Annotated in this window: 22 protein-coding genes; 8 read left to right on the top strand and 14 right to left on the bottom strand. The window is 56.9% G+C overall.

Annotation, left to right across the window (positions count from 1 at the left end):
• Positions 1-15 precede the first annotated feature (15 nt).
• The 3 genes from lon to FEZ21_RS19290 all read left to right on the top strand — a co-directional run bounded on the left by lon (position 16) and on the right by FEZ21_RS19290 (position 4933).
• The gene (gene lon / locus FEZ21_RS19300) at positions 16-2412 is read left to right on the top strand and encodes an endopeptidase La (RefSeq protein ID WP_003441367.1); all 2397 of its coding nucleotides are present in this window, start codon (positions 16-18) and stop codon (positions 2410-2412) included.
• A gap of 147 nt (positions 2413-2559) precedes the next feature.
• Positions 2560-2832: an HU family DNA-binding protein gene (locus FEZ21_RS19295; RefSeq protein ID WP_003441370.1), complete on the top strand. Its 273-nt coding sequence runs from the start codon at positions 2560-2562 to the stop codon at positions 2830-2832.
• 229 nt (positions 2833-3061) lie between these two features.
• Positions 3062-4933 carry a SurA N-terminal domain-containing protein gene (locus FEZ21_RS19290; RefSeq protein WP_010655837.1) on the top strand — a complete coding sequence of 624 codons (1872 nt, stop codon included), beginning with the start codon at positions 3062-3064 and terminating at the stop codon, positions 4931-4933.
• Positions 4934-5012: 79 nt separating this feature from the next.
• On the opposite strand, the gene FEZ21_RS19285 is transcribed toward FEZ21_RS19290, so the two are convergent.
• The 10 genes from FEZ21_RS19285 to gloB all read right to left on the bottom strand — a co-directional run bounded on the left by FEZ21_RS19285 (position 5013) and on the right by gloB (position 17350).
• Positions 5013-5357, bottom strand: coding sequence for an antibiotic biosynthesis monooxygenase (locus tag FEZ21_RS19285; RefSeq protein ID WP_003441374.1), 345 nt, complete (start codon positions 5355-5357; stop codon positions 5013-5015).
• Positions 5354-6139 (bottom strand): cytochrome P450, encoded by a 786-nt coding sequence (locus FEZ21_RS19280; protein ID WP_306768571.1) that lies wholly within the window; start codon positions 6137-6139, stop codon positions 5354-5356. The genes FEZ21_RS19285 and FEZ21_RS19280 overlap by 4 nt, the downstream gene beginning before the upstream one ends.
• Before the next feature lie 586 nt (positions 6140-6725).
• Positions 6726-7520 carry an enoyl-ACP reductase FabI gene (gene fabI / locus FEZ21_RS19275; RefSeq protein WP_003441378.1) on the bottom strand — a complete coding sequence of 265 codons (795 nt, stop codon included), beginning with the start codon at positions 7518-7520 and terminating at the stop codon, positions 6726-6728.
• 19 nt (positions 7521-7539) lie between these two features.
• On the bottom strand, positions 7540-9150 hold the full coding sequence (locus tag FEZ21_RS19270; RefSeq protein ID WP_010655835.1) for an ABC transporter ATP-binding protein: 1611 nt from the start codon (positions 9148-9150) through the stop codon (positions 7540-7542).
• Position 9151: 1 nt separating this feature from the next.
• Complete coding sequence (locus FEZ21_RS19265) at positions 9152-10171, bottom strand: ABC transporter permease (protein ID WP_003441380.1); 1020 nt, start codon at positions 10169-10171, stop codon at positions 9152-9154.
• Between the two features lies 1 nt (position 10172).
• On the bottom strand, positions 10173-11246 hold the full coding sequence (locus FEZ21_RS19260) for a microcin C ABC transporter permease YejB (protein ID WP_003441381.1): 1074 nt from the start codon (positions 11244-11246) through the stop codon (positions 10173-10175).
• Positions 11247-13088 carry an extracellular solute-binding protein gene (locus FEZ21_RS19255; protein ID WP_160628233.1) on the bottom strand — a complete coding sequence of 614 codons (1842 nt, stop codon included), beginning with the start codon at positions 13086-13088 and terminating at the stop codon, positions 11247-11249.
• On the bottom strand, positions 13085-14914 hold the full coding sequence (locus tag FEZ21_RS19250; RefSeq protein WP_160628231.1) for an extracellular solute-binding protein: 1830 nt from the start codon (positions 14912-14914) through the stop codon (positions 13085-13087). The genes FEZ21_RS19255 and FEZ21_RS19250 overlap by 4 nt, the downstream gene beginning before the upstream one ends.
• A 157-nt stretch (positions 14915-15071) precedes the next feature.
• Positions 15072-16472: a transglycosylase SLT domain-containing protein gene (locus FEZ21_RS19245; protein ID WP_029612344.1), complete on the bottom strand. Its 1401-nt coding sequence runs from the start codon at positions 16470-16472 to the stop codon at positions 15072-15074.
• 98 nt (positions 16473-16570) lie between these two features.
• Complete coding sequence (gene gloB / locus FEZ21_RS19240; protein ID WP_160628229.1) at positions 16571-17350, bottom strand: hydroxyacylglutathione hydrolase; 780 nt, start codon at positions 17348-17350, stop codon at positions 16571-16573.
• A 119-nt stretch (positions 17351-17469) separates the two neighbouring features.
• Here gloB and FEZ21_RS19235 point away from each other — a divergent pair, with 119 nt between their 5' ends.
• The 4 genes from FEZ21_RS19235 (at position 17470) to FEZ21_RS19220 (ending at position 20134) form a co-directional block, all read left to right on the top strand.
• Positions 17470-18228, top strand: a complete 759-nt coding sequence (locus FEZ21_RS19235) for a class I SAM-dependent methyltransferase (protein ID WP_160628227.1) — start codon at positions 17470-17472, stop codon at positions 18226-18228.
• 85 nt (positions 18229-18313) lie between these two features.
• Positions 18314-18766 carry a ribonuclease HI gene (gene rnhA / locus FEZ21_RS19230; RefSeq protein WP_003441387.1) on the top strand — a complete coding sequence of 151 codons (453 nt, stop codon included), beginning with the start codon at positions 18314-18316 and terminating at the stop codon, positions 18764-18766.
• The gene (gene dnaQ / locus FEZ21_RS19225; RefSeq protein WP_003441388.1) at positions 18759-19517 is read left to right on the top strand and encodes a DNA polymerase III subunit epsilon; all 759 of its coding nucleotides are present in this window, start codon (positions 18759-18761) and stop codon (positions 19515-19517) included. The genes rnhA and dnaQ overlap by 8 nt, the downstream gene beginning before the upstream one ends.
• 44 nt (positions 19518-19561) lie before the next feature.
• Positions 19562-20134: a GNAT family N-acetyltransferase gene (locus tag FEZ21_RS19220; RefSeq protein WP_003441389.1), complete on the top strand. Its 573-nt coding sequence runs from the start codon at positions 19562-19564 to the stop codon at positions 20132-20134.
• Positions 20135-20189: 55 nt separating this feature from the next.
• Here the strand turns inward: FEZ21_RS19220 and FEZ21_RS19215 are convergent, their stop codons facing one another.
• Positions 20190-21101 carry a LysR substrate-binding domain-containing protein gene (locus tag FEZ21_RS19215; protein WP_003441390.1) on the bottom strand — a complete coding sequence of 304 codons (912 nt, stop codon included), beginning with the start codon at positions 21099-21101 and terminating at the stop codon, positions 20190-20192.
• Positions 21102-21196: 95 nt separating this feature from the next.
• Entirely contained in the window at positions 21197-21436 is a 240-nt protein-coding gene (locus FEZ21_RS19210) for a hypothetical protein (RefSeq protein ID WP_003441392.1), read from the bottom strand.
• 196 nt (positions 21437-21632) lie between these two features.
• Between FEZ21_RS19210 and FEZ21_RS19205 the strand changes: the two genes are divergently transcribed.
• The gene (locus FEZ21_RS19205; protein WP_003441395.1) at positions 21633-22193 is read left to right on the top strand and encodes an NADPH-dependent FMN reductase; all 561 of its coding nucleotides are present in this window, start codon (positions 21633-21635) and stop codon (positions 22191-22193) included.
• Between the two features lie 78 nt (positions 22194-22271).
• Here FEZ21_RS19205 and phnX read toward each other — a convergent pair whose 3' ends face one another.
• Positions 22272-23099, bottom strand: a complete 828-nt coding sequence (gene phnX / locus FEZ21_RS19200; protein WP_010655828.1) for a phosphonoacetaldehyde hydrolase — start codon at positions 23097-23099, stop codon at positions 22272-22274.
• Between the two features lie 69 nt (positions 23100-23168).
• Positions 23169-24278, bottom strand: coding sequence for a 2-aminoethylphosphonate--pyruvate transaminase (locus FEZ21_RS19195; RefSeq protein WP_060781811.1), 1110 nt, complete (start codon positions 24276-24278; stop codon positions 23169-23171).
• Between the last annotated feature and the right edge of the window lie 79 nt (positions 24279-24357).

Here is a 24357-nt window from a genome sequence, read left to right as displayed (position 1 = left end):
CGTAGAGGCGAAATCATGAAGACAACCATTGAATTGCCTCTCCTGCCATTGCGCGATGTTGTGGTCTATCCGCACATGGTGATCCCACTGTTCGTGGGACGCGAGAAATCAATCGAGGCCCTCGAGGCTGCGATGACGGGCGACAAGCAGATCTTGCTGTTGGCCCAAAAAAATCCTGCTGACGATGATCCGGGCGAAGACGCGCTCTATCGTGTAGGTACCATTGCGACCGTTCTGCAGTTGCTCAAGCTGCCGGATGGCACCGTCAAGGTTTTGGTCGAAGGCGAGCAGCGTGGCGCTGTCGAGCGCTTTGGCCAGGCTGAAGGCTATCTGAGTGCCGAAGTCTCCCTGATTGATGAGGTGGCTGCCCCGGAGCGTGAATCCGAGGTCTTTGTCCGCAGCCTGATCTCGCAGTTCGAGCAATATGTACAGCTGGGCAAAAAGGTCCCGGCCGAGGTTCTGTCCTCGCTTAACAGCATCGACGAACCAAGCCGTCTGGTCGATACCATGGCTGCCCATATGGCACTCAAGATCGAGCAGAAGCAGGAGATTCTTGAAATTATCGACCTGCAAACCCGGGTTGAGCACGTATTGGCATTGCTTGATGCCGAGATCGACCTGCTGCAAGTTGAAAAGCGTATCCGTGGCCGTGTCAAAAAGCAGATGGAGCGCAGCCAGCGCGAGTACTACCTGAATGAGCAGATGAAGGCCATTCAGAAGGAGCTCGGCGATGGTGATGATGGGCATAACGAAATCGAAGAGCTGAAAAAGCGCATCGAGTCCGCTGGTTTGCCCAAGGATGCAATGGCCAAGGCTCAGGCTGAGCTGAACAAGCTCAAGCAAATGTCCCCCATGTCCGCTGAAGCCACTGTCGTGCGCTCCTACATTGACTGGCTGGTTCAGGTGCCATGGAAAGCACAGAGCAAGGTCCGCCTGGATCTCAAGCGCGCTGAAGACATTCTGGATGCAGACCACTACGGTCTGGATGAAGTCAAAGAGCGGATTCTCGAATACCTCGCCGTGCAAAAACGGGTGAAGAAAATCCGTGGTCCGGTTTTGTGCCTGGTAGGACCTCCTGGTGTAGGTAAAACCTCCCTTGCAGAGTCCATAGCCCATGCAACAAACCGCAAATTCGTACGTATGGCCTTGGGTGGCGTGCGTGACGAAGCGGAAATTCGCGGTCATCGTCGTACCTACATTGGCTCGATGCCAGGTCGATTGATTCAGAAGATGACAAAAGTGGGGGTGCGCAACCCTCTGTTCCTGCTCGATGAAATCGACAAGATGGGCAGCGACATGCGCGGTGACCCGGCCTCTGCATTGCTTGAGGTGCTCGATCCCGAGCAAAACCACAATTTCAATGACCATTACCTCGAGGTCGACTACGACCTGTCTGACGTAATGTTCCTGTGTACCTCCAACTCGATGAATATTCCTCCAGCGTTGCTGGACCGGATGGAAGTCATTCGTCTGCCGGGTTACACCGAAGACGAAAAAATCAACATTGCCGTCAAATACCTCGCCCCCAAGCAAATTGAAGCCAATGGCTTGAAAAAAGGCGAGATAGCGTTCGACAACGAAGCCATCCGCGACATCATTCGCTATTACACCCGCGAAGCCGGTGTGCGGGGCCTTGAGCGCCAAATTGCGAAAATTTGCCGCAAGGCGGTCAAAGAACACGCGATGGAAAAACGTTTTGCAGTGACTGTGACGCCCGAGCTTCTCGAGCACTTTTTGGGTGTTCGAAAATACAGCTACGGACTGGCCGAGGTACAGGACCAGATTGGTCAGGTGACCGGTCTGGCCTGGACTCAGGTCGGTGGCGAATTGCTGACAATTGAAGCTGCGGTAGTGCCGGGCAAGGGTCAGTTGATCAAGACCGGTTCTCTCGGTGACGTGATGGTGGAGTCGATTACTGCTGCGTTGACAGTGGTTCGCAGTCGCGCCAAGAGCCTGGGTATCCCGTTGGATTTCCACGAGAAACGTGACGTTCACATTCACATGCCGGAAGGGGCTACGCCCAAAGATGGTCCTAGTGCTGGTGTAGGAATGTGTACAGCTCTGGTTTCTGCGCTGACTTTGATTCCAGTACGTGCGGATGTTGCGATGACCGGCGAAATTACCCTGCGTGGCCAGGTGCTGGCGATTGGGGGCTTGAAGGAAAAGTTACTGGCTGCTCACCGAGGTGGGATCAAGACTGTAATTATTCCTGAAGAGAATGTCCGCGATCTGAAGGAAATTCCTGACAACATCAAACAGGATCTTCAGATTAAACCGGTTAAATGGATTGACGAGGTCCTGCAAATTGCGCTGCAATACGCGCCGGAGCCCTTGCCGGATGTGGCTCCCGAGATCGTTGCCAAGGATGACAAGCGAGAGTCTGACTCTAAGGAAAGAATTAGCACGCATTAATACGGATTTGCCTGACGGGCTTTCTTGACGCTTTTTAGAGCCCTTGTTATAAAGCGGCTCTATAAGTGTCCGTAAGTGATTCAGCAATCGTTTGCTTTTACCAAAAAACTTTAGAAACATACTCAGATAGATATAAGGGGACTTAGAGTGAACAAGTCGGAACTGATTGATGCTATCGCTGCATCTGCTGATATCCCGAAAGCTGCAGCTGGCCGTGCGCTGGACGCAGTAATCGAATCCGTCACTGGCGCTCTTAAGGCTGGCGACTCTGTGGTACTGGTTGGTTTTGGTACTTTCTCTGTGACTGATCGTCCTGCTCGCACTGGTCGTAACCCACAGACTGGTCAAGCACTGGAAATTGCTGCTGCTAAAAAACCAGGCTTCAAAGCCGGTAAAGCACTGAAAGAAGCGGTTAACTAAGTTTTTGTAACACTTTTTACCCAACCGGGTCAGGCGCACGCCAGGCTTGGCAGCGGAGCGGTAGTGCAGTCGATGGTTATATCGACGTGGTACGCCGGGGGTCGCGGGTTCGAGCCCGGTCCGCTCCGCCAGTTACGAGAAGGCGCATCCTCGGATGCGCCTTTCTTCTATCCGGACTCTACCCACGCTCCACGGTTGCTCATTATGCAAGACCGTTTCTGGGGGAAGCATGCTGCAAAATATCAGGGACAATTCACAAGGCTGGATTGCCAAGACCATCATCGGTGTCATCGTCGCGTTAATGGCGTTGACCGGTTTCGATGCTATTTTTCAAGCCACCTCGACCAGCCAGGATGCGGCCAAGGTCAACGGTGACGAAATCACTCAAGTTGAGCTCAGCCAGGCTGTCGACATGCAACGTCGTCAGCTGATGCAACAGCTGGGCAAAGATTTCGACGCTTCTTTGCTGGACGAGAAAATGCTGCGTGAAGCAGCCCTTAAAGGGTTGATCGATCGTAAGTTGCTGCTGCAGGGTGCTAATCAGGCGAAGTTCTCCTTCTCTGAAGCGGCCCTGGATCAGGTCATTCTGCAGACACCTGAGTTTCAGGATAACGGCCAGTTCAGCGCTGAACGTTTCGACCAGGTGATTCGTCAGCTGGGTTACGGTCGCCTGCAGTTCCGCGACATGCTGGGCCAGGAAATGCTGATTGGTCAGCTGCGCGCCGGTTTGGCGGGCAGTGGTTTCGTGACCGATGAGCAAGTGAACGCTTTTGCCCGTCTCGAAAAACAGACCCGTGATTTCTCTTCTCTGAACATCAAGGCCGACCCGGCTGCGGTGAAAGTCAGCGACGACGAAATCAAGGCTTACTACGACGAGCACGCCAAAGAATTCATGACGCCCGATCAGGTCGTGATCGACTACATCGAGTTGAAGAAGTCTTCGTTCTTTGATCAGGTGGCTGTGAAGGATGAAGAGCTGCAAGCCCTTTATCAGAAAGAAACCGCCAACCTTGCTGAGCAGCGCCGTGCTGCACACATCCTGATTGAAGTGAACGACAAGGTCAGCGACGAGCAGGCCAAAGCCAAGATTGCTGATATTGAGCAGCGTCTGGCCAAGGGTGAAAGCTTCGAGGCTTTGGCCAAAGAGTTCTCTCAGGATCCAGGCTCGGCTGCCAATGGCGGTGATCTGGGTTTCGCAGGTCCGGGTGTTTACGATCCTGTGTTTGAAACAGCGCTTTACGCTCTGAAAAAAGATCAGGTTTCTGAGCCGGTTCGCACCAGCTTTGGCTACCACCTGATCAAGTTGATGGGCGTCGAGGCACCTGAAGTGCCGAGCTTTGCCAGCCTGAAAGACAAGCTGACCCGTGACCTGAAAACCCAACAGGTTGAGCGTCGCTTTGTTGATGCAACCAAGCAGCTGGAAGACTCCGCATTTGAGGCGTCCGATCTGGTTCAACCTGCTCAGGAACTGAAGCTGACCGTGCATACCTCTGCACCGTTCGGTCGTCAGGGCGGGGAGGGGATTGCTGCCAACCGTGACGTGATCCAGGCAGCATTCAGCACTGAAGTGATGGATGAGGGGGCAAACAGTACTGCCATCGAACTCGATCCCGAGACGGTAGTGGTGTTGCGCGTCAAGGAACACCTCAAGCCTGAGCAGTTGCCTCTGGAAGCCGTTGCCGCAAGCATTCGTGGGCAATTGGTTAAAGAGCACGCCAGTGCAGCGGCTAAAACCAAAGCTGAAGAAATCATCAAAGGTCTACGCGATGGCAAGTTGCCGTTGGATAAGCCAGTTGATGGCCTGTCGTGGAAGGCTCACGAGGCAGTTGCCCGCGGTCAGGAAGGTATTGACCCTGCCGTGCTGCAAGCTGTGTTCCGCCTGGCCAAGCCAGTATCCAAGGACAAACCGACCTTTGGTAGCGTCACCCTGGCCGATGGCACCGTTGTTGTGCTGCGTCTGGATGGCGTGAACGATGCTGCGAAGCCGACTGAAGAAGAGAAGGCGTCGTACCGTCGCTTCCTCGCTTCGCGTGTGGGCCAGCAAGACTTCGAAGCCTACCGCAAGCAGTTGCAAAATGAGGCGAAGGTCGAGCGCTACTAAGCGCTGGATCATCCGCACGACGAAAAAGGCCGCTCATTGAGCGGCCTTTTTTATGGGGCGGATTCAAGCAAGCCTGCGCTCACGAGTGAACTTTACGGCTGTCAGCCGGCGCCTCGGATCGCTCAGTGAGGGAGTAGTCGCGCAAAACATGGGCGATGCGCAAACGATAGTCCTCGAAGACTTGAGTACGTCCTGCGGCCTGGGCCATGCGGTGTTGTTCCAGTTGGCGCCAGCGCTGGATGGAGTCTTCGTCGCGCCAGAATGACAGCGACAGCAGCTTCCCGGGTTCACTGAGGCTCTGGAAGCGCTCGATGGAAATGAAGCCCTCAAGGTCAGCGAGCAATGGCCTGAGTTCGGCTGCAAGGTCCAGGTAACGCTGGTATTGGTCGGTGCGTGGCCACGCCTCGAAAATAACGGCAATCATTGCGCAATCTCCGGCTGCTGGCGAAATCGTGGAATTCGGCCATTGAGTGATGGGACATAGCTCCAGTGGCAGGTCCGGATAAAGGATGTGCCATGGCGTTGTAGTAGTACTGCGATGGTTTGTGCGGCGATCGCCAGTGCTATTTGTTGACCCGGGCATTGATGCCGGCCATGGCCGAAGCTGAAATTTTGACGCCGGGGCCGGTTGAGCAGAAAACAGTCCGGGTCATGATTGATGGCCGGATCTCTGTTTGCAGATGCCAGCAACACCAGAACCGTATCTGCGGCTTGCAGAGTGCAATTGCCGATGACGCAGCGTTTCGCGACAAAGCGCCGGGTGTTCTGTACCGATGGGTCGTGACGTGCTGCCTCGGCAACCAGCTCGGGGACAAGCGCCGGGGTTCGGCTGACCGCTTCAAGCAGCTCAGGCTGTTGCTGCAGGGCCACCAGTGCATTGCCGATCAGGCCGGCAGTGGCTTCGCAGGTCTGAGATAGCAGACCGATCAAATTGGCGATAAGCGCGGGACGATCGGCCTGGGGGCCAGATCGGTAAGCTGGACAAATAGCGTTGAGAAAAGCGCTGTGTCCAGCTTCGTCGTTCAACAGAACCTCAAACATCTGACTCAGCCGGGTTGCTGCAATGTCAGCGCTGCGCAGTTGTAACTCGCTGGCCAAAGGAGAAAGGCAGGCTACGAAATCACCGGTCAAAGCGCTCAGGGTATCAAGCTGGTGGTCATCGAAGCCCAGCAAGCGGCATAGCACTGAAACCGGCAATTTGAACATGAGTGAGTTCAGGCTATCGGCAGAGCTGTCTGTGATGGGGAAGAGGTGTGCAACCAGTGTTGCGATGTCTGCTGCCGACACTGACGCCAGTGCCGGTTCTATCCCGTGTCTGGGGCACTGATGGCGCGGCCCTTCATTCATGCGCATCAACTTGCCGAACACCTGGCCTGAAGGCCTTTGTGCTATGGCCGGTGGAACGGGCTCATGTGGGGGGCGTACCAGCAAATCAGGATGTTGCACAATGGCCTGTATGACCCTTGCACCGCTTGCGACCCAACATCCCAGTCGGGAGTCAAAGTACAGGTCGGCCCTGTGTCTCAGTTGCGCATAAAAGGTATAGGGGTCGGGGTGGGTTGCAGCCTCGAAGGGTGTCATTCAGAGCGTCCTTTTCATGAAGAACCGTGACTTTCTCCCATCCCTTTGGCCGATAATTCGCTCAGGAGCGAAGTATGGATGTTGCTTCCCGCACCCGCGGGGGGGGCAAGTGTGGCTGCCCACGGGCAATGAGTTTATAAAAGCCCGCAACGCAAAACGCCCGATGCAGTCAATGCACCGGGCGTTTCGGGTACAGGCTGCAAGCAAAGATTTACTCTTCGAGGCTGCCCATTGCGGTGGTGTTGAAGCCGCCGTCTACGTACATGATTTCACCGCTGATGCCGGATGCCAGATCCGAGCACAGGAACGCGCCGGCATTGCCGACTTCATCGATGGTGACGTTACGACGCAGAGGGGTCTGCGCTTCGTTGGCCGCCAGCATTTTACGGAAGTTCTTGATCCCCGATGCTGCCAGGGTGCGGATCGGGCCAGCCGATACGCAGTTAACGCGCGTACCTTCCGGGCCCAGGCTGCCTGCCAGGTAACGTACACCCGCTTCCAGGCTGGCCTTGGCCATGCCCATCACGTTGTAGTTAGGCATGGTGCGCTCGGCGCCCAGGTAGGACAGGGTCAGCAGGCTGCCATTACGGCCTTTCATCATCGGACGGCCGGCTTTGGCCAGGGCCACGAAGCTGTAGGCGCTGATGTCGTGAGCGATGCGGAAGCCTTCACGGGTAGTTGCGTCCGTGAAGTCGCCGTCCAGCTGATCGCCAGGTGCGAAGCCAACGGAGTGCACGATGCAGTCCAGGCCGTCCCATTTCTTGCTCAGGTCTTCGAAGACCTTGGCGATTTCTTCATCGCTGGCTACGTCGCAAGGGAAGCACAGTTCAGGGTTGGAACCCCAGCCTGCAGCGAACTCTTCAACGCGGCCTTTAAGCTTTTCGTTCTGATAAGTGAAAGCAAGTTCAGCGCCTTCACGGTGCATGGCGGCAGCAATGCCAGAAGCGATGGACAATTTGCTAGCGACACCGACGATCAGGACGCGCTTACCGGCGAGAAAACCCATGTGTTGTTCCTCTATCAGGTTAATCGACAGCCACTGGCGCCAAAAAGGCGGCTTCCAGCAGCTGCTGTGTATATGGATGTTGCGGTGAGGCAAAGATATTTTGCGCATCACCCTGTTCGACCACTTGGCCATGCTTGACCACCATCAGTTGGTGGCTAAGCGCTTTGACGACAGCCAGGTCATGGCTGATAAACAAATACGTCAGGTTGTACTTGGCTTGCAGCGAGCGCAACAGCTCAACCACCTGGCGTTGTACGGTCCGGTCCAACGCGGAGGTTGGCTCGTCCAGCAGAATCAACGCCGGTTTTAAAACCAGTGCCCGGGCAATGGCGATTCGTTGCCGCTGCCCGCCTGAAAACTCGTGAGGGTAGCGGTGCCGGGTTTCCGGATCCAGACCTACTTCGCGCAAGGCTTCAATAATTGCCACTTCCTGTTCTTCAGCGGTGCCCATGCGGTGAATACGCAAACCTTCACCGACAATCTCGCTGACGCTCATGCGTGGGCTGAGGCTGCCAAACGGATCCTGGAACACCACCTGCATTTCCCGCCTCAGCGGTCTGACCTCCTGGCGGGAAAGACAGTCTAGCCGTTTGTTTTCGAAACGGATCAAACCCTTGCTGGCAATCAAACGCAAAATCGCCAGGCCCAGGGTCGACTTGCCCGATCCGCTTTCTCCCACAATGCCCAGGGTCTGTCCCTGTGGCAGGCTGAAGTTTATGCCGTCGACCGCTTTGACGTAATCCACGGTCTTGCGCAGGAGTCCCTTTTTGATCGGGAACCAGACTTTCAGGTCCTCGATTTCCAGCAATGGCGGCCCCGCAACCGTATCGGCCGGGCCTCCGCTGGGCTCTGCGCTAAGCAGTTCCCGGGTGTACGGATGCTGTGGCGAACGGAACAACTGTTCGCACGATGCCTGTTCGACGATTAAACCGCGCTGCATGACACATACTCGATGCGCAATTCGTCGAACCAGGTTCAAATCGTGACTGATCAGTAACAGCGCCATCCCCAGGCGGGCCTGCAATTGCTTCAGCAATTCCAGAATTTTCAACTGCACTGTAACGTCCAGTGCCGTGGTGGGTTCGTCTGCGATCAGGAGTTCGGGTTCGTTCGCCAGGGCCATGGCGATCATCACGCGCTGGCGCTGGCCGCCTGAGAGCTCGTGTGGCAGCGCTTTGAGGCGTTTGTGGGGCTCGGGTATGCCAACCAGCTCCAGCAGCTCCAGGGTGCGCAGGGTGGCTGCCTTGCCGGTTAATCCCTTGTGAATGCCCAGCACTTCATTGATTTGTTTTTCAATGCAATGCAACGGGTTCAGCGAGGTCATGGGCTCCTGGAAAATCATGGCAATGCGATTGCCACGAATATGCCTGAGCTTTTTCTCCCCCAGCGTCAGCAGATCCTCGCCGGCATAGACGATGCTGCCCGTGGGATGGCGGGCCAGGGGGTATGGCAACAGGCGCAGAATCGAATGCGCGGTCACCGATTTGCCCGAGCCGCTTTCGCCAACCAGCGCCAGGGTTTCGCCGCGCCTGATATCGAAACTGATGCCTTGCACTACGCGATGGGGTTGTTCAGCGCTGACAAACTCGACGGAGAGATCACGCACTTCGATCAGATTTTCCTGCGTCATCTCATTTCCTCGGGTCGAAAGCATCGCGAGCGGACTCGCCGATAAACACCAGCAGGCTGAGCATGATGGCCAGCACGGCGAAAGCACTGATGCCCAGCCATGGCGCTTGCAGGTTGGACTTGCCTTGCGCCACCAGTTCACCCAGCGACGGCGCGCCGGGGGGCAGGCCGAAGCCCAGAAAGTCCAGCGCGGTGAGGGTACCGATGGCGCCGGTCAAAATAAACGGCATGAAAGTCATGGTCGAAACCATCGCATTGGGCAGGATATGTCGGTACATGATCGCAATGTCCTGCATGCCCAGTGCCCGTGCGGCGCGCACATATTCCAGATTGCGTCCGCGCAGGAATTCGGCGCGTACCACATCTACCAGGCTCATCCATGAGAACAGCAGCATGATCCCCAGCAGCCACCAGAAGTTCGGCTGGACGAAACTGGCGAGAATGATCAGCAGATACAGCACCGGCAAACCTGACCAGATCTCAAGAAAGCGCTGACCGGCGAGGTCGATCCAGCCACCATAAAAACCCTGCAGGGCTCCCGCGATCACGCCAATGATCGAACTCAAAATGGTCAGTGTCAGGGCGAACAGCACCGAGATCCGGAAACCATAAATCACCCGCGCCAATACATCGCGGCCCTGGTCATCGGTGCCCAGCCAGTTCTCGGCGGAAGGCGGGGCCGGTGCCGGGACTTTCAGGTCGTAGTTAATACTCTGATAGCTGTACGGGATGGGCGGCCACAAGACCCAGGCGTCTTTCTTGGCCAGCAGTTCACGGATATAGGGGCTCTTGTAGTTGGCTTCGAGGGGGAACTCGCCGCCAAAGTCCGTCTCCGGGTAACGCTTGAGTGCCGGGAAATACCATTCGCCGTCGTAATTGATTACCAGCGGTTTATCGTTGGCGATCAGCTCAGCACCCAGGCTGAGTCCGAATAGAAGCACAAAGATCCACAGCGACCACCAACCACGCTTGTTGGCCTTGAAACGTTCAAAACGTCGCCGATTGAGAGGGGACAGTTTCATCTCAATGCTCCCTGCTTTCGAAGTCGATGCGCGGATCAACCAGGGTGTAAGAGAGGTCTCCGATCAGTTTCACCAGCAGTCCGACCAGGGTGAAGATGAACAGGGTGCCGAAGACCACCGGGTAATCGCGATTGATCGCCGCTTCGAAACTCATGAGTCCCAGTCCGTCCAGCGAGAAAATCACTTCGACCAGCAATGAGCCGGTAAAGAAAATCCCGATAAAGGCCGACGGGAAGCCGGCAATTACCAGCAACATGGCATTGCGAAACACGTGACCGTAGAGCACCCGGTGGTTGGTCAGGCCTTTTGCCTTGGCGGTGACTACGTACTGTTTGTTGATTTCATCCAGAAAGCTGTTTTTGGTCAGCAGGGTCATGGTGGCGAAGTTGCCGATCACCAGGGCTGTGACGGGCAAGGCCAGGTGCCAGAAATAATCGAGAATCTTGCCCCCCAGACTCAGCTCGTCGAAGTTGTTGGAGGTCAGGCCCCGTAACGGAAACCAGTCCAGATAGCTGCCGCCGGCAAACACCACGATCAGCAGGATGGCAAACAGAAAGGCCGGAATGGCGTAGCCCACAATGATGGCCGAACTGGTCCAGACGTCGAACTGGCTGCCGTGTCGCGTGGCCTTGGCAATGCCCAGCGGGATAGACACCAGGTACATGATCAGCGTGCTCCATAGACCCAGCGAGATGGAGACAGGCATCTTTTCCTTGATCAGGTCGATGACCTTGGCATCCCGGAAAAAGCTCTCGCCGAAGTCCAGTCGGGCGTAGTTCTTGATCATGATCCACAAGCGCTCGGGGGCGGGCTTGTCAAAGCCGTACATCTTTTCGATTTCCTGGATCAGGGCCGGGTCCAGCCCCTGGGCGCCGCGATAGTTGGAGCCCGCCACCGAGACTTCGGAGCCACCGCCCGCAATGCGGCTGGTTGCGCCATCGAAGCCTTCAAGTTTGGCGATCATCTGTTCAACCGGCCCCCCGGGTGCGGCCTGGATGATGATGAAGTTAATCAGCAAAATACCGAGCAATGTCGGAATGATCAGCAGCAGTCGCCTGAATATATACGCCAGCATTTAAGGCTCCAGGTTTGCACTTTTGGTTTCGGTTGGAGTCGCGGGTTTGGTGTCAGGCTTTGCCCACCACGTAGTGGTTCCAATGTCGTACAAGGGGGTGACCGCGGGATGGCCGATATGATTTGAATAGGCCACGCGCCAGGTTTTGATGTGCCAGTTGGGAATCACGTAGAAGCCCCACTGCAAGACGCGGTCCAGAGCGCGGGCGTGATTGATCAGGCTATGACGCGATTCAGCGTTGATCAGCCCCTCGGTCAGCTGGTCAATGGCCGGATCTTTGAGACCTATGAAATTGCGGCTGCCGGGTTTATCGGCGCTCTGCGATTCCCAGTACTCGCGCTGCTCGCTGCCAGGGGAGCTGGACTGCGGGAACCCGCCGACGATCATGTCGAAATCCCTGGAGCGCAGGCGGTTGAGGTACTGGGAGGTGTCAACCCGACGAATTTGCAAATCGATGCCCAGGTCGCTGAGGTTACGTTTGTAAGGCAGCAGAATTCGTTCGAACTCGGTTTGCGCCAGCAAAAATTCGATTTTTACCGGCTTGCCCTGGGCGTCGACCATCTTGTCGTCGACAATCCGCCATCCGGCGTCCTGCAGCAATTGATAGGCACGGCGCTGCTGGTCGCGAATCATGCCGCTGCCATCGGTGACCCCAGGGTTGAACACGTCGGTAAACACCTGGTCGGGGATCTGGCCGCGCAAGGGCTCCAGAATGGCCAGTTCTTCGGCCGTGGGCAGTGCTTTTGCGGCCATGTCCGAGTTTTCAAAAAAACTGTTGGTCCGTGCGTAAGCGCCACTGAACAACTGTTTGTTGGCCCATTCAAAGTCGAACAGCAGGCTCAGCGCCTCGCGTACCCGAACGTCCTGAAACATGGGCTTGCGCAGGTTGAAGATAAAACCTTGCATGCCTGTGGGGTTGTGGTTGCGTATTTCTTCTTTTTTCAAGCGTCCCTGAGTGAACGCCGGGGCGTTGTAGGCGCTGGCCCAGTTCTTGGCGCTGATCTCGAACCAGTAATCGAACTGCCCGGCCTTGAGTGCTTCAAAGGCCACGCTGTTGTCACGGAAGTAATCGACGGTAATCGTGTCGAAGTTGTACAGCCCTTTGTTGATCGGCAGATCCTTGCCCCAGTAGTTTTTGTTCCTTTCGTAACGAATTGAGCGCCCCGGCTTGATCTCGCTGATGGTGTAGGGGCCGCTGCCTACCGGGATTTCAAGATTACCCTTGCCGAAGTCCCGGTTTTCCCACCAGTGTTTGGGAAGGACGGGAAGTTGACCAAGGATCAGTGGCAACTCGCGGTTCTTGTTGTGCTTGAACGTGAACTTCACCTGCAGCGGGTTTTCCGCGATGGCCTGGTCAACATCGCTGTAGTAGCCCTTGTACAGCGGCGAGCCATTTTTCATCAGGGTATCGAAGCTGAACACCACGTCTTCGGCGCGAATCGGATGACCGTCGTTGAATTTGGCTTCGGGGCGCAGGTAAAAGCGCACCCAGCTGTTGTCCGGCGCTTTCTCGATCTTTTCGGCGATCACGCCATAGGCGGTGAAAGGTTCGTCCAGGCTTTGCCGGGCCAGCGTGTCGAAGGTCAGGTCAATGTCATCGGCCGGCACGCCTTTGTTGATAAAGGGGTTAAGGCTGTCAAAAGTACCCAGCGCCGATTTTCGGAAGATGCCGCCCTTGGGGGCATCCGGATTGACGTAATCCACATGCTTGAAGTTGGCCGGATATTTCGGCGGCTCATCGTAGAGCGTCAAAGCATGCTGCGGGGCCGCCAGTGCCGCGCAGGCAAGACTCGCCAGCAGCATGGCGCAGAGAGGTTTGAGCAACGTACGCAAAGGCATCATCGGGTTTTCTCCGTAGGCTTGAGCCACCACGCGCTAAGGCCCAGGGCGTAGGGCGGCGTAGTCACGAAGGCGAACCGGTTGCGGTACGCCAGGCGGTGATAATTCAAATACCAGTTAGGAATGCTGTAGTGCTGCCAGAGCAGGACGCGATCCAGCGCCCGGCCTGCGGCCAGTTGTTCTTCGCGGGTCTGGGCTGCCAGCAGGCGTTCGAGCAATTGATCGACCACCGGGTTCGCCACGCCTGCATAGTTCTTGCTGCCTTTGACATTGGCCTGGCTGGAATGGAAGTACTGCCACTGCTCAAGTCCGGGGCTCAGGGTCTGATCCAGGGTCATCAGGATCATGTCGAAGTCGAATTGATCCAGGCGCTGTTTGTATTGAGCGCGGTCCACGGTGCGCAGTCGGGCATCGACCCCGATACTGGCCAGGTTCTCCACGTAGGGTTGCAGGATGCGCTCAAGGTTGGGGTTTACCAGCAGTATTTCGAAGCGCAGCGGTTTGCCATCTATATCGAGCAGGCGCTGTCCGGAAAGTTTCCAGCCACCCTCGGCCAGTAAACCCAGTGCCTGGCGCATGGTGTCCCGGGGAATGCCCCGGCCTCCGGTCTGCGGCAGGCCAAAGGCCTGGCTGAACAGTTCTGGCGGCAGCTGACTGCGCCAGGGTGAGAGCATCAGCCACTCATGCCCTTGTGGAATGCCGCTGGCCGAGAACTCGCTGTTGGGGTAGTAACTGGCGGCGCGCTTGTAGGCACCGTTGAACAGCGTGCGGTTGGTCCATTCAAAGTCGAACATGAGGCCCAGGGCCTCACGGACTTTTGCCTGGGCAAAGGCAGGGCGCCGGCTGTTCATGAACAAGCCCTGGGTTTGCGTCGGGATCTGGTGGGGGATTTCGGCTTTGATCACCTCGCCGCGACGGACGGCCGGGAAGTTATAGCCATTGGCCCAGTTCTTGGCCTGGTGTTCGATATAAATGTCGAACTCGCCCGCCTTGAATGCTTCGAAGGCCACATCGCTGTCGCGGTATAACTCCACTTCAACCCGGTCGAAATTGTATTTGCCGCGATTGACCGGCAGGTTGGCCCCCCACCAGTTTTTGACGTGCTCAAACACCAGTTGCCGGCCGGGTGTGACCTTGGTGATGCGATAGGGGCCACTGCCCAGCGGCGGTTCGAAGGTGGTGGCTTTAAAGTTGCGGTTTACCCAGTAGTGCTGTGGCAGGACGGGTAATTCACCAAGGCGCAGAATCAGCAAGGGGTTGCCCGCGCGCTTGAACACGAAGCGAATGCGCTTGGGCCCCAGGATATCTACGCGCTGGACTTCCTGAAGGTTGGTCCGGTACTGCGGATGGCCTTCTTTGAGCAGCAGGTTGTAGGAAAACGCTACGTCGTAGGCGGTGATGGGGGTTCCATCGTGAAAGCGGGCTTCCGGGCGCAGGTTAAACACCACCCAGCTGCGGCCTTCGTTGTACTCCACCGATTGCGCGATCAGCCCGTAGCTGGAAGTGGGCTCATCGCCGGAGGGGGCGTATTGGCCAGTCCCGGCCATCAGGGTTTCGTTGAGCTCGTTGACCCCGTACTGCAGGAAATTTGCGGTCGATACCGGGCTGGTGCCCTTGAAAGTGTAGGGGTTGAGCGTGTCGAAGGTTCCAAACGCCATGACCTTCAGCGTCCCGCCTTTAGGCGCGTCAGGGTTGACCCAGTCGAAATGGGTAAACGTGGCCGGGTACCTGAGGGTGCCGAACTGCGCATAACCGTGGCTTTCACTCAGGGTTGCGCTTGCGGGGAAGCTCAAGGCCAGGCCGATTAATAACGGGAGGAGGGGTCGCATCAAGGCAAGAGATCCGATCCAGGCGTTGGGCTTAGGGTTTCCGTACAGTAACAGCTTGTATCTGTGGGAAAAAGGCCACTCTGGAAAGCACTGCGGGCAAGCTGCTTCTTACATATCTGTAGGAAACAGCTTGCCCGCAATATTGCCAGTCAGGAGCTTAGCGAGGTTTGGAAACCGTCAGCATTTGCCCTGGTTTCAGGGCTTTGGCGCTGCTCGGGTTCCAGCGCTTGAGGTGCTGCATTTCAACGTTGAAACGCTTGGCAACGATGTACAGCGAGTCGCCTTTTTTAACCTTGTATTGCGTCGGTTTTTTGCCTGCCGGTTTGCGTGTGTCTTGCATGACCAGAATCTGGCCGACCTTGAGGTTGTTGCCGCTCAATTTGTTCCAGTGCTGCAGGTCTTTGGCATTGACCTTGTTGGCCTTGGCAATCAGCGTCAGGTTGTCGCCACTCTTGACCCGGTACTTACGGTTAAGCCGGGTTGGTGAAACGCTTGCAACGTTGTCAAATACCGGCTTTTTAGGGCGCAGGCTGATCAACTCTTCAGGGTTGAGGTTGGACAGGCTGGCGGTCAGCAGTTGCGCTTTGGAAGTGGGGACCAACAAGTGCTGCGGGCCGTCGATGGTGGCGCGCTGTTTATAGGCCGGGTTCAGCTGGAACATCTCGTCTTCGTCGATCTCGGCCAGCGCTGCCACGCGTGACAAGTCCATGGACTGTTTGATTTCGACCATTTCGAAGTAGGGTTCGTTGGCGATGGGGTTCAGGTTGATGCCATAGGCCTCAGGGGCCATGACCACCTGAGACAGTGCCAGTAATTTGGGCACATAGTCTTTGGTTTCCTGCGGCAGGGGCAGGTTCCAGTAGTCAGTAGGCAACCCCAGTTTCTGGTTGCGCTCGATGGCCCGGCTTACGGTGCCTTCACCGGAGTTGTAAGCGGCCAGTGCCAGCAGCCAGTCACCGTTGAACATGTCGTGAAGGCGGTTAAGGTAGTCCAGCGCTGCGATGGTGGAGGCCGTAATGTCGCGGCGACCGTCGTAGGCACGGGTTTGACGCAAATTGAAGTAACGGCCTGTCGAAGGAATGAACTGCCAGAGCCCGACTGCATTGGCGTGGGAATAAGCCATCGGGTTGTAGGCGCTTTCGATGGCTGGCAGCAGCGCCAGTTCCAGCGGCATGTTGCGCTCTTCGAGGCGTTCAACGATGTAGTGGATATAGAGGCTGCCGCGCTCTCCGGCGTTTTCGAGAAAGGACGGGTTGCTGGCAAACCACAAACGCTGCTGTTCAATGCGCGGGTTAACGTTCTGACCGTCTTGCAACTTGAAGCCCTGGCGCATCCGTTCCCATACATCTTGCGGGGCCACGGGGCTAGGTTTTTCACTGAGCCAGAGAGGCTCCTGAGGAATACGTTTGGTGATTTTCAGGCTGGCGCGTTCGGTTGGCTGAGCCGAATGGTCCATGGATTGGCAGCCCGCGAGAATGGCAGAGACAGCCACCGCGATAGCTTTGACCAAGCGCGTCAATGCGTCTGAATTGATGGAGTTACCTATAGATGACGACATTGGCTAGAAGATAGTTCAGGCAAAAATGTCGGGGGATTCTAGAAAGCAGGGGAGACGCGGTCAACTGTTCAGAATTTTTGTGCCAACCGCGACCCTGTTTAGAACTTATCTTTCCAGCTGCGCAAGCTGGCAAAGACCGCACTGGGCGAGTCATTGTCACGGGAATTCCACTCGTCAGCTTTTTCTTTAACGGATGTTTCATTGACCCGCAGAAACGGATTGGTGAGCAATTCAAGGTCAATACTTGATGGCAGACTGATGTGACCTGTTGCCCGCCATTCGGTGACTTGAGCGATTCGCGCGGCAATATCCGGGTTGCCAGGCTCTACCGCCTGGGCGAAGCGCAGATTGCTCAAAGTATATTCGTGGGTGCAGTACACCGCCGTGTTGGCGGGGAGTGCGGCCAGCCGGCTCAGGGACTGGTGCATCTGTTCGGGGGTGCCCTCGAACAGCCGGCCGCAACCGGCGGCGAACAGGGTATCGCCACACAGCAATATCGGCGCCGCCTGGTCAGCGTGATAATAGGCAATGTGTCCCAGGGTATGGCCGGGCACGAGCAGAACCTTGAACGTCAGGCCCAGGATTTCGATTTGATCGCTGTCGTTGAGTGCCACTTGTCGGGACGGGATGGTCTCGAGTGCAGGTCCCCAGACCTTCGCGTTAGTGTGCTCGTGAAGCTGGGCAACACCCCCCACATGGTCGAAGTGGTGATGGGTCACCAGAATGTCGCTTAGCACCCAGTCCGGGTGTCGGGCCAGCCAGGCCAGAACAGGCGCGGCGTCACCCGGATCGACCACGGCGCAACATTTGCGGGTCATGTCCTGTAACAACCAGATGTAGTTGTCGCTGAAGGCGGGCAGGGCGTCGATCTGTAACATGGTGCAATTCCCAAGTGCGAAACAATGGCGCATCTTAGGGGTTGTTGCCGGTTCATGGCGAGCCACGATGTACAGCAGCCCCGGGTTTGGTAATAGGCATATGGCGAGTTGGAGGAGCAATGACCGATAAAGCATTGGCTCAGGCAGATCCTGAGTGGCTGGAGCTGATCAGTTCAGCCCGAGAGTGGTTGTCCAGCCCCCTTGGACAAGTGCTGCTCAACGATGAGCAGCGGGTTCTCGAGGAGGAGCTCGGGCGCTATTTCGGCGGTTATCTGGTGCATTACGGCCCTGGCGCCGACAGCCCGCCCAAGGCGCCGCAAGTGCAACGCAATGTACGCCTGGGGGCCCCCCTGCCCGGTGTCGAAATCATTTGTGAAGAACAGGCCTGGCCTTTATGTGAGCACGCCGCCGATGTCGTGGTGTTGCAGCATGGCCTGGATTTCTGTCTGTCGCCCCACGGCCTGTTGCGTGAAGCGGCCAGTAGCGTGCGTCCCGGCGGCCATTTGTTGATTGTCGGTATCAACCCCTGGAGCGGCTGGGGATTGCGCCATGTATTCGCCAAGGATGCCCTTGGCAAGGCTCGTTGCATCTCACCTTCGCGAGTGGCCGACTGGCTGAACCTGCTGGGCTTTGCGCTGGAGAAACGCCGCTTTGGGTGCTATCGTCCGCCGCTCGCATCGAAAGCGTGGCAAAGCCGATTTTCAGGCTGGGAGCGCAAGGCCGGTAGCTGGCAATTGGCCGGTGGCGGCTTCTATGTATTGGTCGCGCGTAAAATGGTGGTGGGCTTGCGTCCCGTCAATCCGATGCGCAGAGAGCCGATGGGCAAGCTGATCCCCTTGCAGATGGCCAAGGTCAATCGGCGTCACACTGAACCTTAATTAATGTCAGGTCGGGTTTGCCCGGCCTCAGGTGCTGCTGATCCTCGATTGGCAGGCCAAGGCAGCCTTTTCTGGATAGTTTGTAATGAGCGATAGCGTTGAGATGTTCACCGATGGTGCCTGCAAGGGCAATCCTGGCCCGGGCGGCTGGGGTGCTTTACTGGTCTGCCAGGGTGTCGAAAAAGAACTCTGGGGCGGCGAACCCGCTACCACCAACAACCGCATGGAGCTGATGGCGGCCATTCGTGGCCTTGAAGAGCTCAAGCGCCCCTGTGAAGTGTTGCTGGTGACCGACTCGCAGTACGTGATGAAAGGCATTACCGAGTGGATGGTCAACTGGAAAAAACGCGGCTGGAAAACTGCGGCCAAAGAACCGGTTAAAAATGCCGACCTGTGGAAGTTGCTCGATGAGCAAGTCAATCGTCATACCGTGAAGTGGCAGTGGGTACGCGGGCATATCGGCCATTATGGCAACGAGCGCGCCGACCAGCTGGCCAATCGCGGGGTGGACGAAATGAGGGGCATCAAGCATGCGTAGTGTTGTTCTCGATACTGAAACCACCGGTATGCCGGTTACCGATGGCCACCGGGTGATCGAGATCGGTTGCGTCGAGTTGATGGGCCGCCGTCTGACCGGCCGGCATTTTCACGTGTATCTGCAACCCGATCGTGAAAGTGACGAGGGCGCAATTGGCGTTCACGGTATTACTAACGAATTTCTGGTGGGCAAGCCCCGTTTCGCAGAAGTCGCCGACGAGTTTTTTGACTTCATCAAAGGCGCGCAACTGATCATTCATAACGCCGCGTTCGACGTGGGCTTTCTGAATAACGAATTTGCCCTGATCGGGCAGACCGACCGCGCCGACATCACCCGCCATTGCACTATTCTCGACACCCTGGCGATGGCGCGAGCGCGTCATCCGGGTCAGCGCAACAGCCTGGATGCCTTGTGCAAACGCTATGGCGTCGACAACTCGGGGCGTGAACTGCACGGCGCACTGCTCGACTCCGAGATTCTGGCGGACGTTTACCTGACTATGACCGGTGGCCAGACCAGCCTGTCGCTGGCCGGTAACGCATCTGACGGTAATGGTTCCGGCGAAGGTTCAGGCAACCAGGCCAGCGAAATCATCCGCTTGTCAGCCGATCGCCAGCCTGGCCGGATTATCCGTGCAAGTGAAAGCGATCTGGCCGAGCACGCGGCTCGTCTGGAGGCTATTGCCAAGTCTGCGGGTGGGCCATCGCTGTGGGCCCAGCTTCTCGAAGCCAAAGAACAGACACTGCAATAACCCCGTTTGACGCCGGGGCTATTGCGCACGAAGAAGGATTTTTCATGTACCTGGTTATGAATCCAAAGGACCCGGAAGTCTCTGTGCGTTTGGCCGATGAAGGCTTTGCTCCCTACGTGTGGGGCAATGATTTCAGTTTTGACGTCTGTGCCTATGCCCGTGTCGACCAACATAAAAAGGTCGAGCACTGGCCATTGGATACGATCACGCCTTACCGCAAATGCTACGGGATTGACCCTGACGAATTCGCCAGCTACCGCGGGGCGCCAGACAGTGCGATCTTCATGGCCTATCTGGACAACCAGCCGGTCGGCCATGTTGTGGTCAGCACCAACTGGAACGGTTTTGCCCATGTCGATGAACTGGCTGTCGCCGCCTGTGCCCGGCGCCATGGTGTGGCCAAGTCATTACTGGACGTGGTCAGGTTCTGGAGCCTGAAGAAAAAACTGCCAGGCATCATGCTTGAAACCCAGAACAACAACATTGGCGCCTGTCGGCTGTATGAGCGCTGCGGGTATCAGGTGGGGGGTATCGATCATCTGCGTTATCGAGGCATTGACCCGCTGACCCGCGAGGTCGCGATTTTTTGGTATCTGTTGTTCGAAAACCACTGCTGACGTTGCAGGAACTGATTTGCCGGCGACGGGATCGCCAGCAAGATGCACGATTGGATTACAGCGCCATCAACCCCTGATCAGCCAGCAAGGCTTCGGCCTTCTGCCGCACGATATCGAACAATGCCTGCAACGCCGGGGCTGGCTCCGAGCCCTTGGGAGTCAGTGCATACAGGGTCACCGGGATCGCAGGCGAGAGCGGGCACACATCCAGCCCGCCGGCTTTGGCACCCGCAGCGGTAAACGGGTCGACCAGGGCCAACCCTTCGCCAGCCTCCACCATGCTGCGCAACATCTGATAATTCTGAACCTGAATCTGCACCACGGGTGCCGGGCGCAAGGCTTGCAGCTTGCTGTCCAGCACGCGGCTCAGCGGGTCCTGGTGTTGCAGGCCAATCATTGCCTGGCCTGCCAGATCTTGCAGACCTATGTATTTTTGCTTGGGGGATAACCAGCCGTGGGGGGCCAGCAACTGCACCTTGCCCTGGGTCAGCTTGAGGCAATCAATGCCCGGTTGTTCAGCCGGGTGCAGGCTGAAGCCCACATCGCATTCGTCCATCAACAAGCGGCGCGCGATTTCGCCGCAGGGCGCGCTGCTCAAGGTGCTGGGCGTATCGGCAATGCGCCGTCGCAGCAGTGCAATGCTGTAGGGCAGCAGGGTCTGGGCCAGTGTTTCGCTACAGGTCACGCGCAATACGGGCTCCTGATGCTGGCGCAAGGCGTCGGCAAGCCGGCGTAGTGGCTCGAAGTCCAGGTACAGTTGATTGGCGAGGGGTTGCAGCAGAAGGGTTTCGCGGCTGGCCTGCAGCCGTCCGCGTACGCTGGCAAACAACATGAAGCCGAGCTGTTGCTCGGCCTCATGCAGCGTGGCACTGAGGGTGGCCACTGGCATTTGCAGCAGCTCGCCAGCATGGTCGAGGCTACCGGTCTGCAAGATGGCCTGAATCACTTCGATATGGCGTAAGCGCATGCGTGAAGTCCATGTTCAGCGGATGAGGTTTCAGCGTTGTGAAGCCTGACCCAAGTCTCATCCTGTGACTTCAGCGGTATGCCGAGTGCAGCAGGTTATGCAGGGATTACAGGGACTACAGGTGCGACATACTCGGTTTCGCGAATCAGAATGACGCCCGACTGCACCAGTTCGAAGTTGTCGTCATCAGTCTTTTTGACGCGATCGCCAATAGCCAGTTTGTACGTTGTTACGGGCTGGTCGCCTGTTGCTTCTAAATTTTCAAACTCATGCACGGAATAGACACGACCTTCCGCGTCCCTTGCATGAAATTGCCCAACGAGAACTGCAGCCATTTGTAGAGAACCTCTGGAGATAAACACCCAATTTGCGGTTCTGTAGACCGTTGATCAGTAGGGGAAGTTTAACGATTTGGAAAAAATAGTCCGTCTACTTTACAGGCTTGCAAGCCGATAAGGTGAACCGGGGTGCAAGAAAGGCTTCCGATCATCTATAACTAGTCTTCCTATCGCCAGACTCTCGAGGTTTTTTATGAGCAAGGTCTACAACGTTGCAGTGTTGGTCGGCAGTTTGAGGAAGGATTCCCTTAACCGAAAGGTGGCCCTGGCGCTCGCAGAACTGGCACCGGCCCAGCTGAAACTGAAGATTGTAGAGATTGGCGAACTGGCGCTGTACAGCGAAGACATTGATGTGACGCCGCCACCTGCGTCTTACACGACCTTTCGCGATCTGATCCGTCCGGCCGATGCCGTACTGTTTGTCACTCCTGAGTACAACCGCTCGGTCCCCGGGGTATTAAAAAACGCCATTGACGTCGGGTCCCGGCCTTATGGTCAAAGCGTATTCAACGCCAAGCCGGGAGCCGTGATCAGCGTCTCGCCGGGGGCGATCGGTGGCTTCGGGGCCAACCATCATTTGCGCCAGTCGCTGGTATTTCTCAATGTGCCGTGCATGCAACAGCCAGAAGCCTATCTGAGCGGAGCAGGTGATGCGTTTGATGCGGCGGGCAAATTGTCCGAGAAAACCCGGCCATTTTTGCAGAAGTTCATCGACGAATTTGCCAAGTGGGTCGAACAGCAGCACAAGGTCTGAAGCTTTAGACGCGCCGATCTGCAAATAAAAAACGCGGCAGACCTGGTCACAGGCTGCCGCGTTTTTGTTTCTGCAGACTCAGCTGCTTTGTGGCATCTCGCCATTGGCCAGGCGCTTGTTGATATCGGCAATCACGTCCGGCAGATCACTGATGGTATCGATCATGTAGTGCGGGCGTGAGCCTTCGAACAAGGTGTGGATGCGTTTGCGTTCGCTGGCCAGGGTTTGCGCGTCGAGCGCCTTGTACTGCTCGTAGGTCAGGCCCAGGGCGTTGCCGGAGCACACCAGTGCCACCGTCCACATCCCGGCCCGACGACCTTCGAGGATACCCGGAACGGTGTCATCGATCTTCACGCAGGCACCCACATCGTCGATACCCAGGGCAATCACGTTGGCCAGTGCCTGGGCCGGCCATGGGCGACCGTTGGGAACTTCGTCGGTGGCAACGACGTGGTCGGCGATGTAGCCGTTGGTTGCGGCCAGCTCGACCACCTTGGCCATCACTTGCGCCGGATAGCCCGAGCACGAACCGATTTTGATCCCTTGCTGGCGCAGCTCGGCAATGGTTTCCAGAGCGCCGGGAATCAGTGCCGAGTGGTCAGCGATCTTTTCGATTTGCAGTGGCATGAAACGCTCATAAATCGCGGTCACATCTTCGTCGGTGGGTGTGCGGCCAAATACTTTTTTGTAACGCTCGGCGACCTGAGGCTGATCGCACAGGGTGCGGATGTGATCCCACTTGCCCATGCCCATCGGCCCGCGGGCTTCTTCGATGGAGACCTGGACGTCGAACTCGCCGAAGGCTTCGACAAAGATCTGCGTCGGAGCGAACGAGCCGAAGTCGACCACGGTGCCAGCCCAGTCGAGAATGGCGGCCTGAAGTTTGCTCGGGTTGGTGTAGTTCATGTCAGTAAGTCCTGTATGAGCAGCCGTGGCCGCACGCAATAATTAGGTTGGTTTTGAGCGTTGCGAACTTCAGATTTCCTGCACTTCCATTTCCTGCAGCACCTGGGCCACAGCGTTCACCGCGGCTTGCATTTCGGCCTGATTGACATGGCCGATGCAGCCCACACGGAAGGTTTCGACCTGGGTCAATTTACCCGGGTACAGGATGAAACCCTTGGCCTTGACGCGCTCGTAGAACTCCTTGAACTGATACCGCGGGTCTTTCGGCGCGTGGAACGTGACGATGATCGGAGCCTGGATTGACTCTGGCAGGAAGCTGCGAATGCCCAGTGCGGCCATGCCGTCGAGCAGCACCTGGCAGTTGTCGGCGTAGCGCCGGTGACGCGCCGGCAAGCCGCCTTCTTCGTTGTATTGCAGCAGGGCTTCATGCAAGGCGGCGACCACGTGGGTCGGCGGGGTGAACCGCCATTGTCCGGTCCTGGCCATGTAGGCATGCTGGTCTTGCAGGTCCATTGCCAGTGAGTGGGAGTTACCCGTTGCGCCAGCCAGTGATTCTTTGCGGGCGAATACGAAGCCCATCCCCGGTACGCCTTCCAGGCATTTGCCCGAGGCCGCGATCAGCGCATCAAAGGGTACTTTTTGTGCATCGACGGGCAGGGCACCGAAAGAACTCATGGCATCGATAATCAGACGTTTGCCATGTCGGGCAATAACTGCAGCAATTTCCGGCAGCGGGTTAAGAATCCCGGTGCTGGTTTCGCAATGAATCAATGCCACATGGGTGATGCCCGGATCGGCCTGCAGCAGGCGTTCAACGTCAGCGGCAGTAGTGGGCTGGTCTTCGGCTGTTTCAAAGGTGCTGAAACGCCGGCCCAGAACTTCACAGATTTTTGCCAGGCGTTTGCCGTAGGCGCCGTTGATCAGGACCAGAACGTTGCCATTGCGTGGCACCAGTGTGCCGATTGCGGCTTCGACGGCGAAGGTGCCGCTGCCCTGCAAGGGCACGCAGTGATGACTCCCGGCGCCATTGATAATGGCCAGCAGTTGCTCACAGAGGCTGGCGGTCAGCTGGTTGAAGCTGTCATCCCATGAACCCCAGTCGACCATCATCGCCTGGCGGGTACGCGCCGAAGTGGTCAGTGGGCCAGGGGTCAGCAGGATCGGCGCGACAGTACTCATTCTGGTTTCCTCACAAACTTTGGGATGGCTACTGGATACACGGCATAAGTTGCAGTTTGAGTTGATATCAATCAAATTG

The organism is Pseudomonas sp. 9.1(2019), assembly GCF_009910445.1.
In the GTDB taxonomy this organism is placed as follows: Bacteria; Pseudomonadota; Gammaproteobacteria; order Pseudomonadales; family Pseudomonadaceae; genus Aquipseudomonas; species Aquipseudomonas paraversuta.
This window is presented reverse-complemented; position numbering and strand designations above follow the sequence as displayed.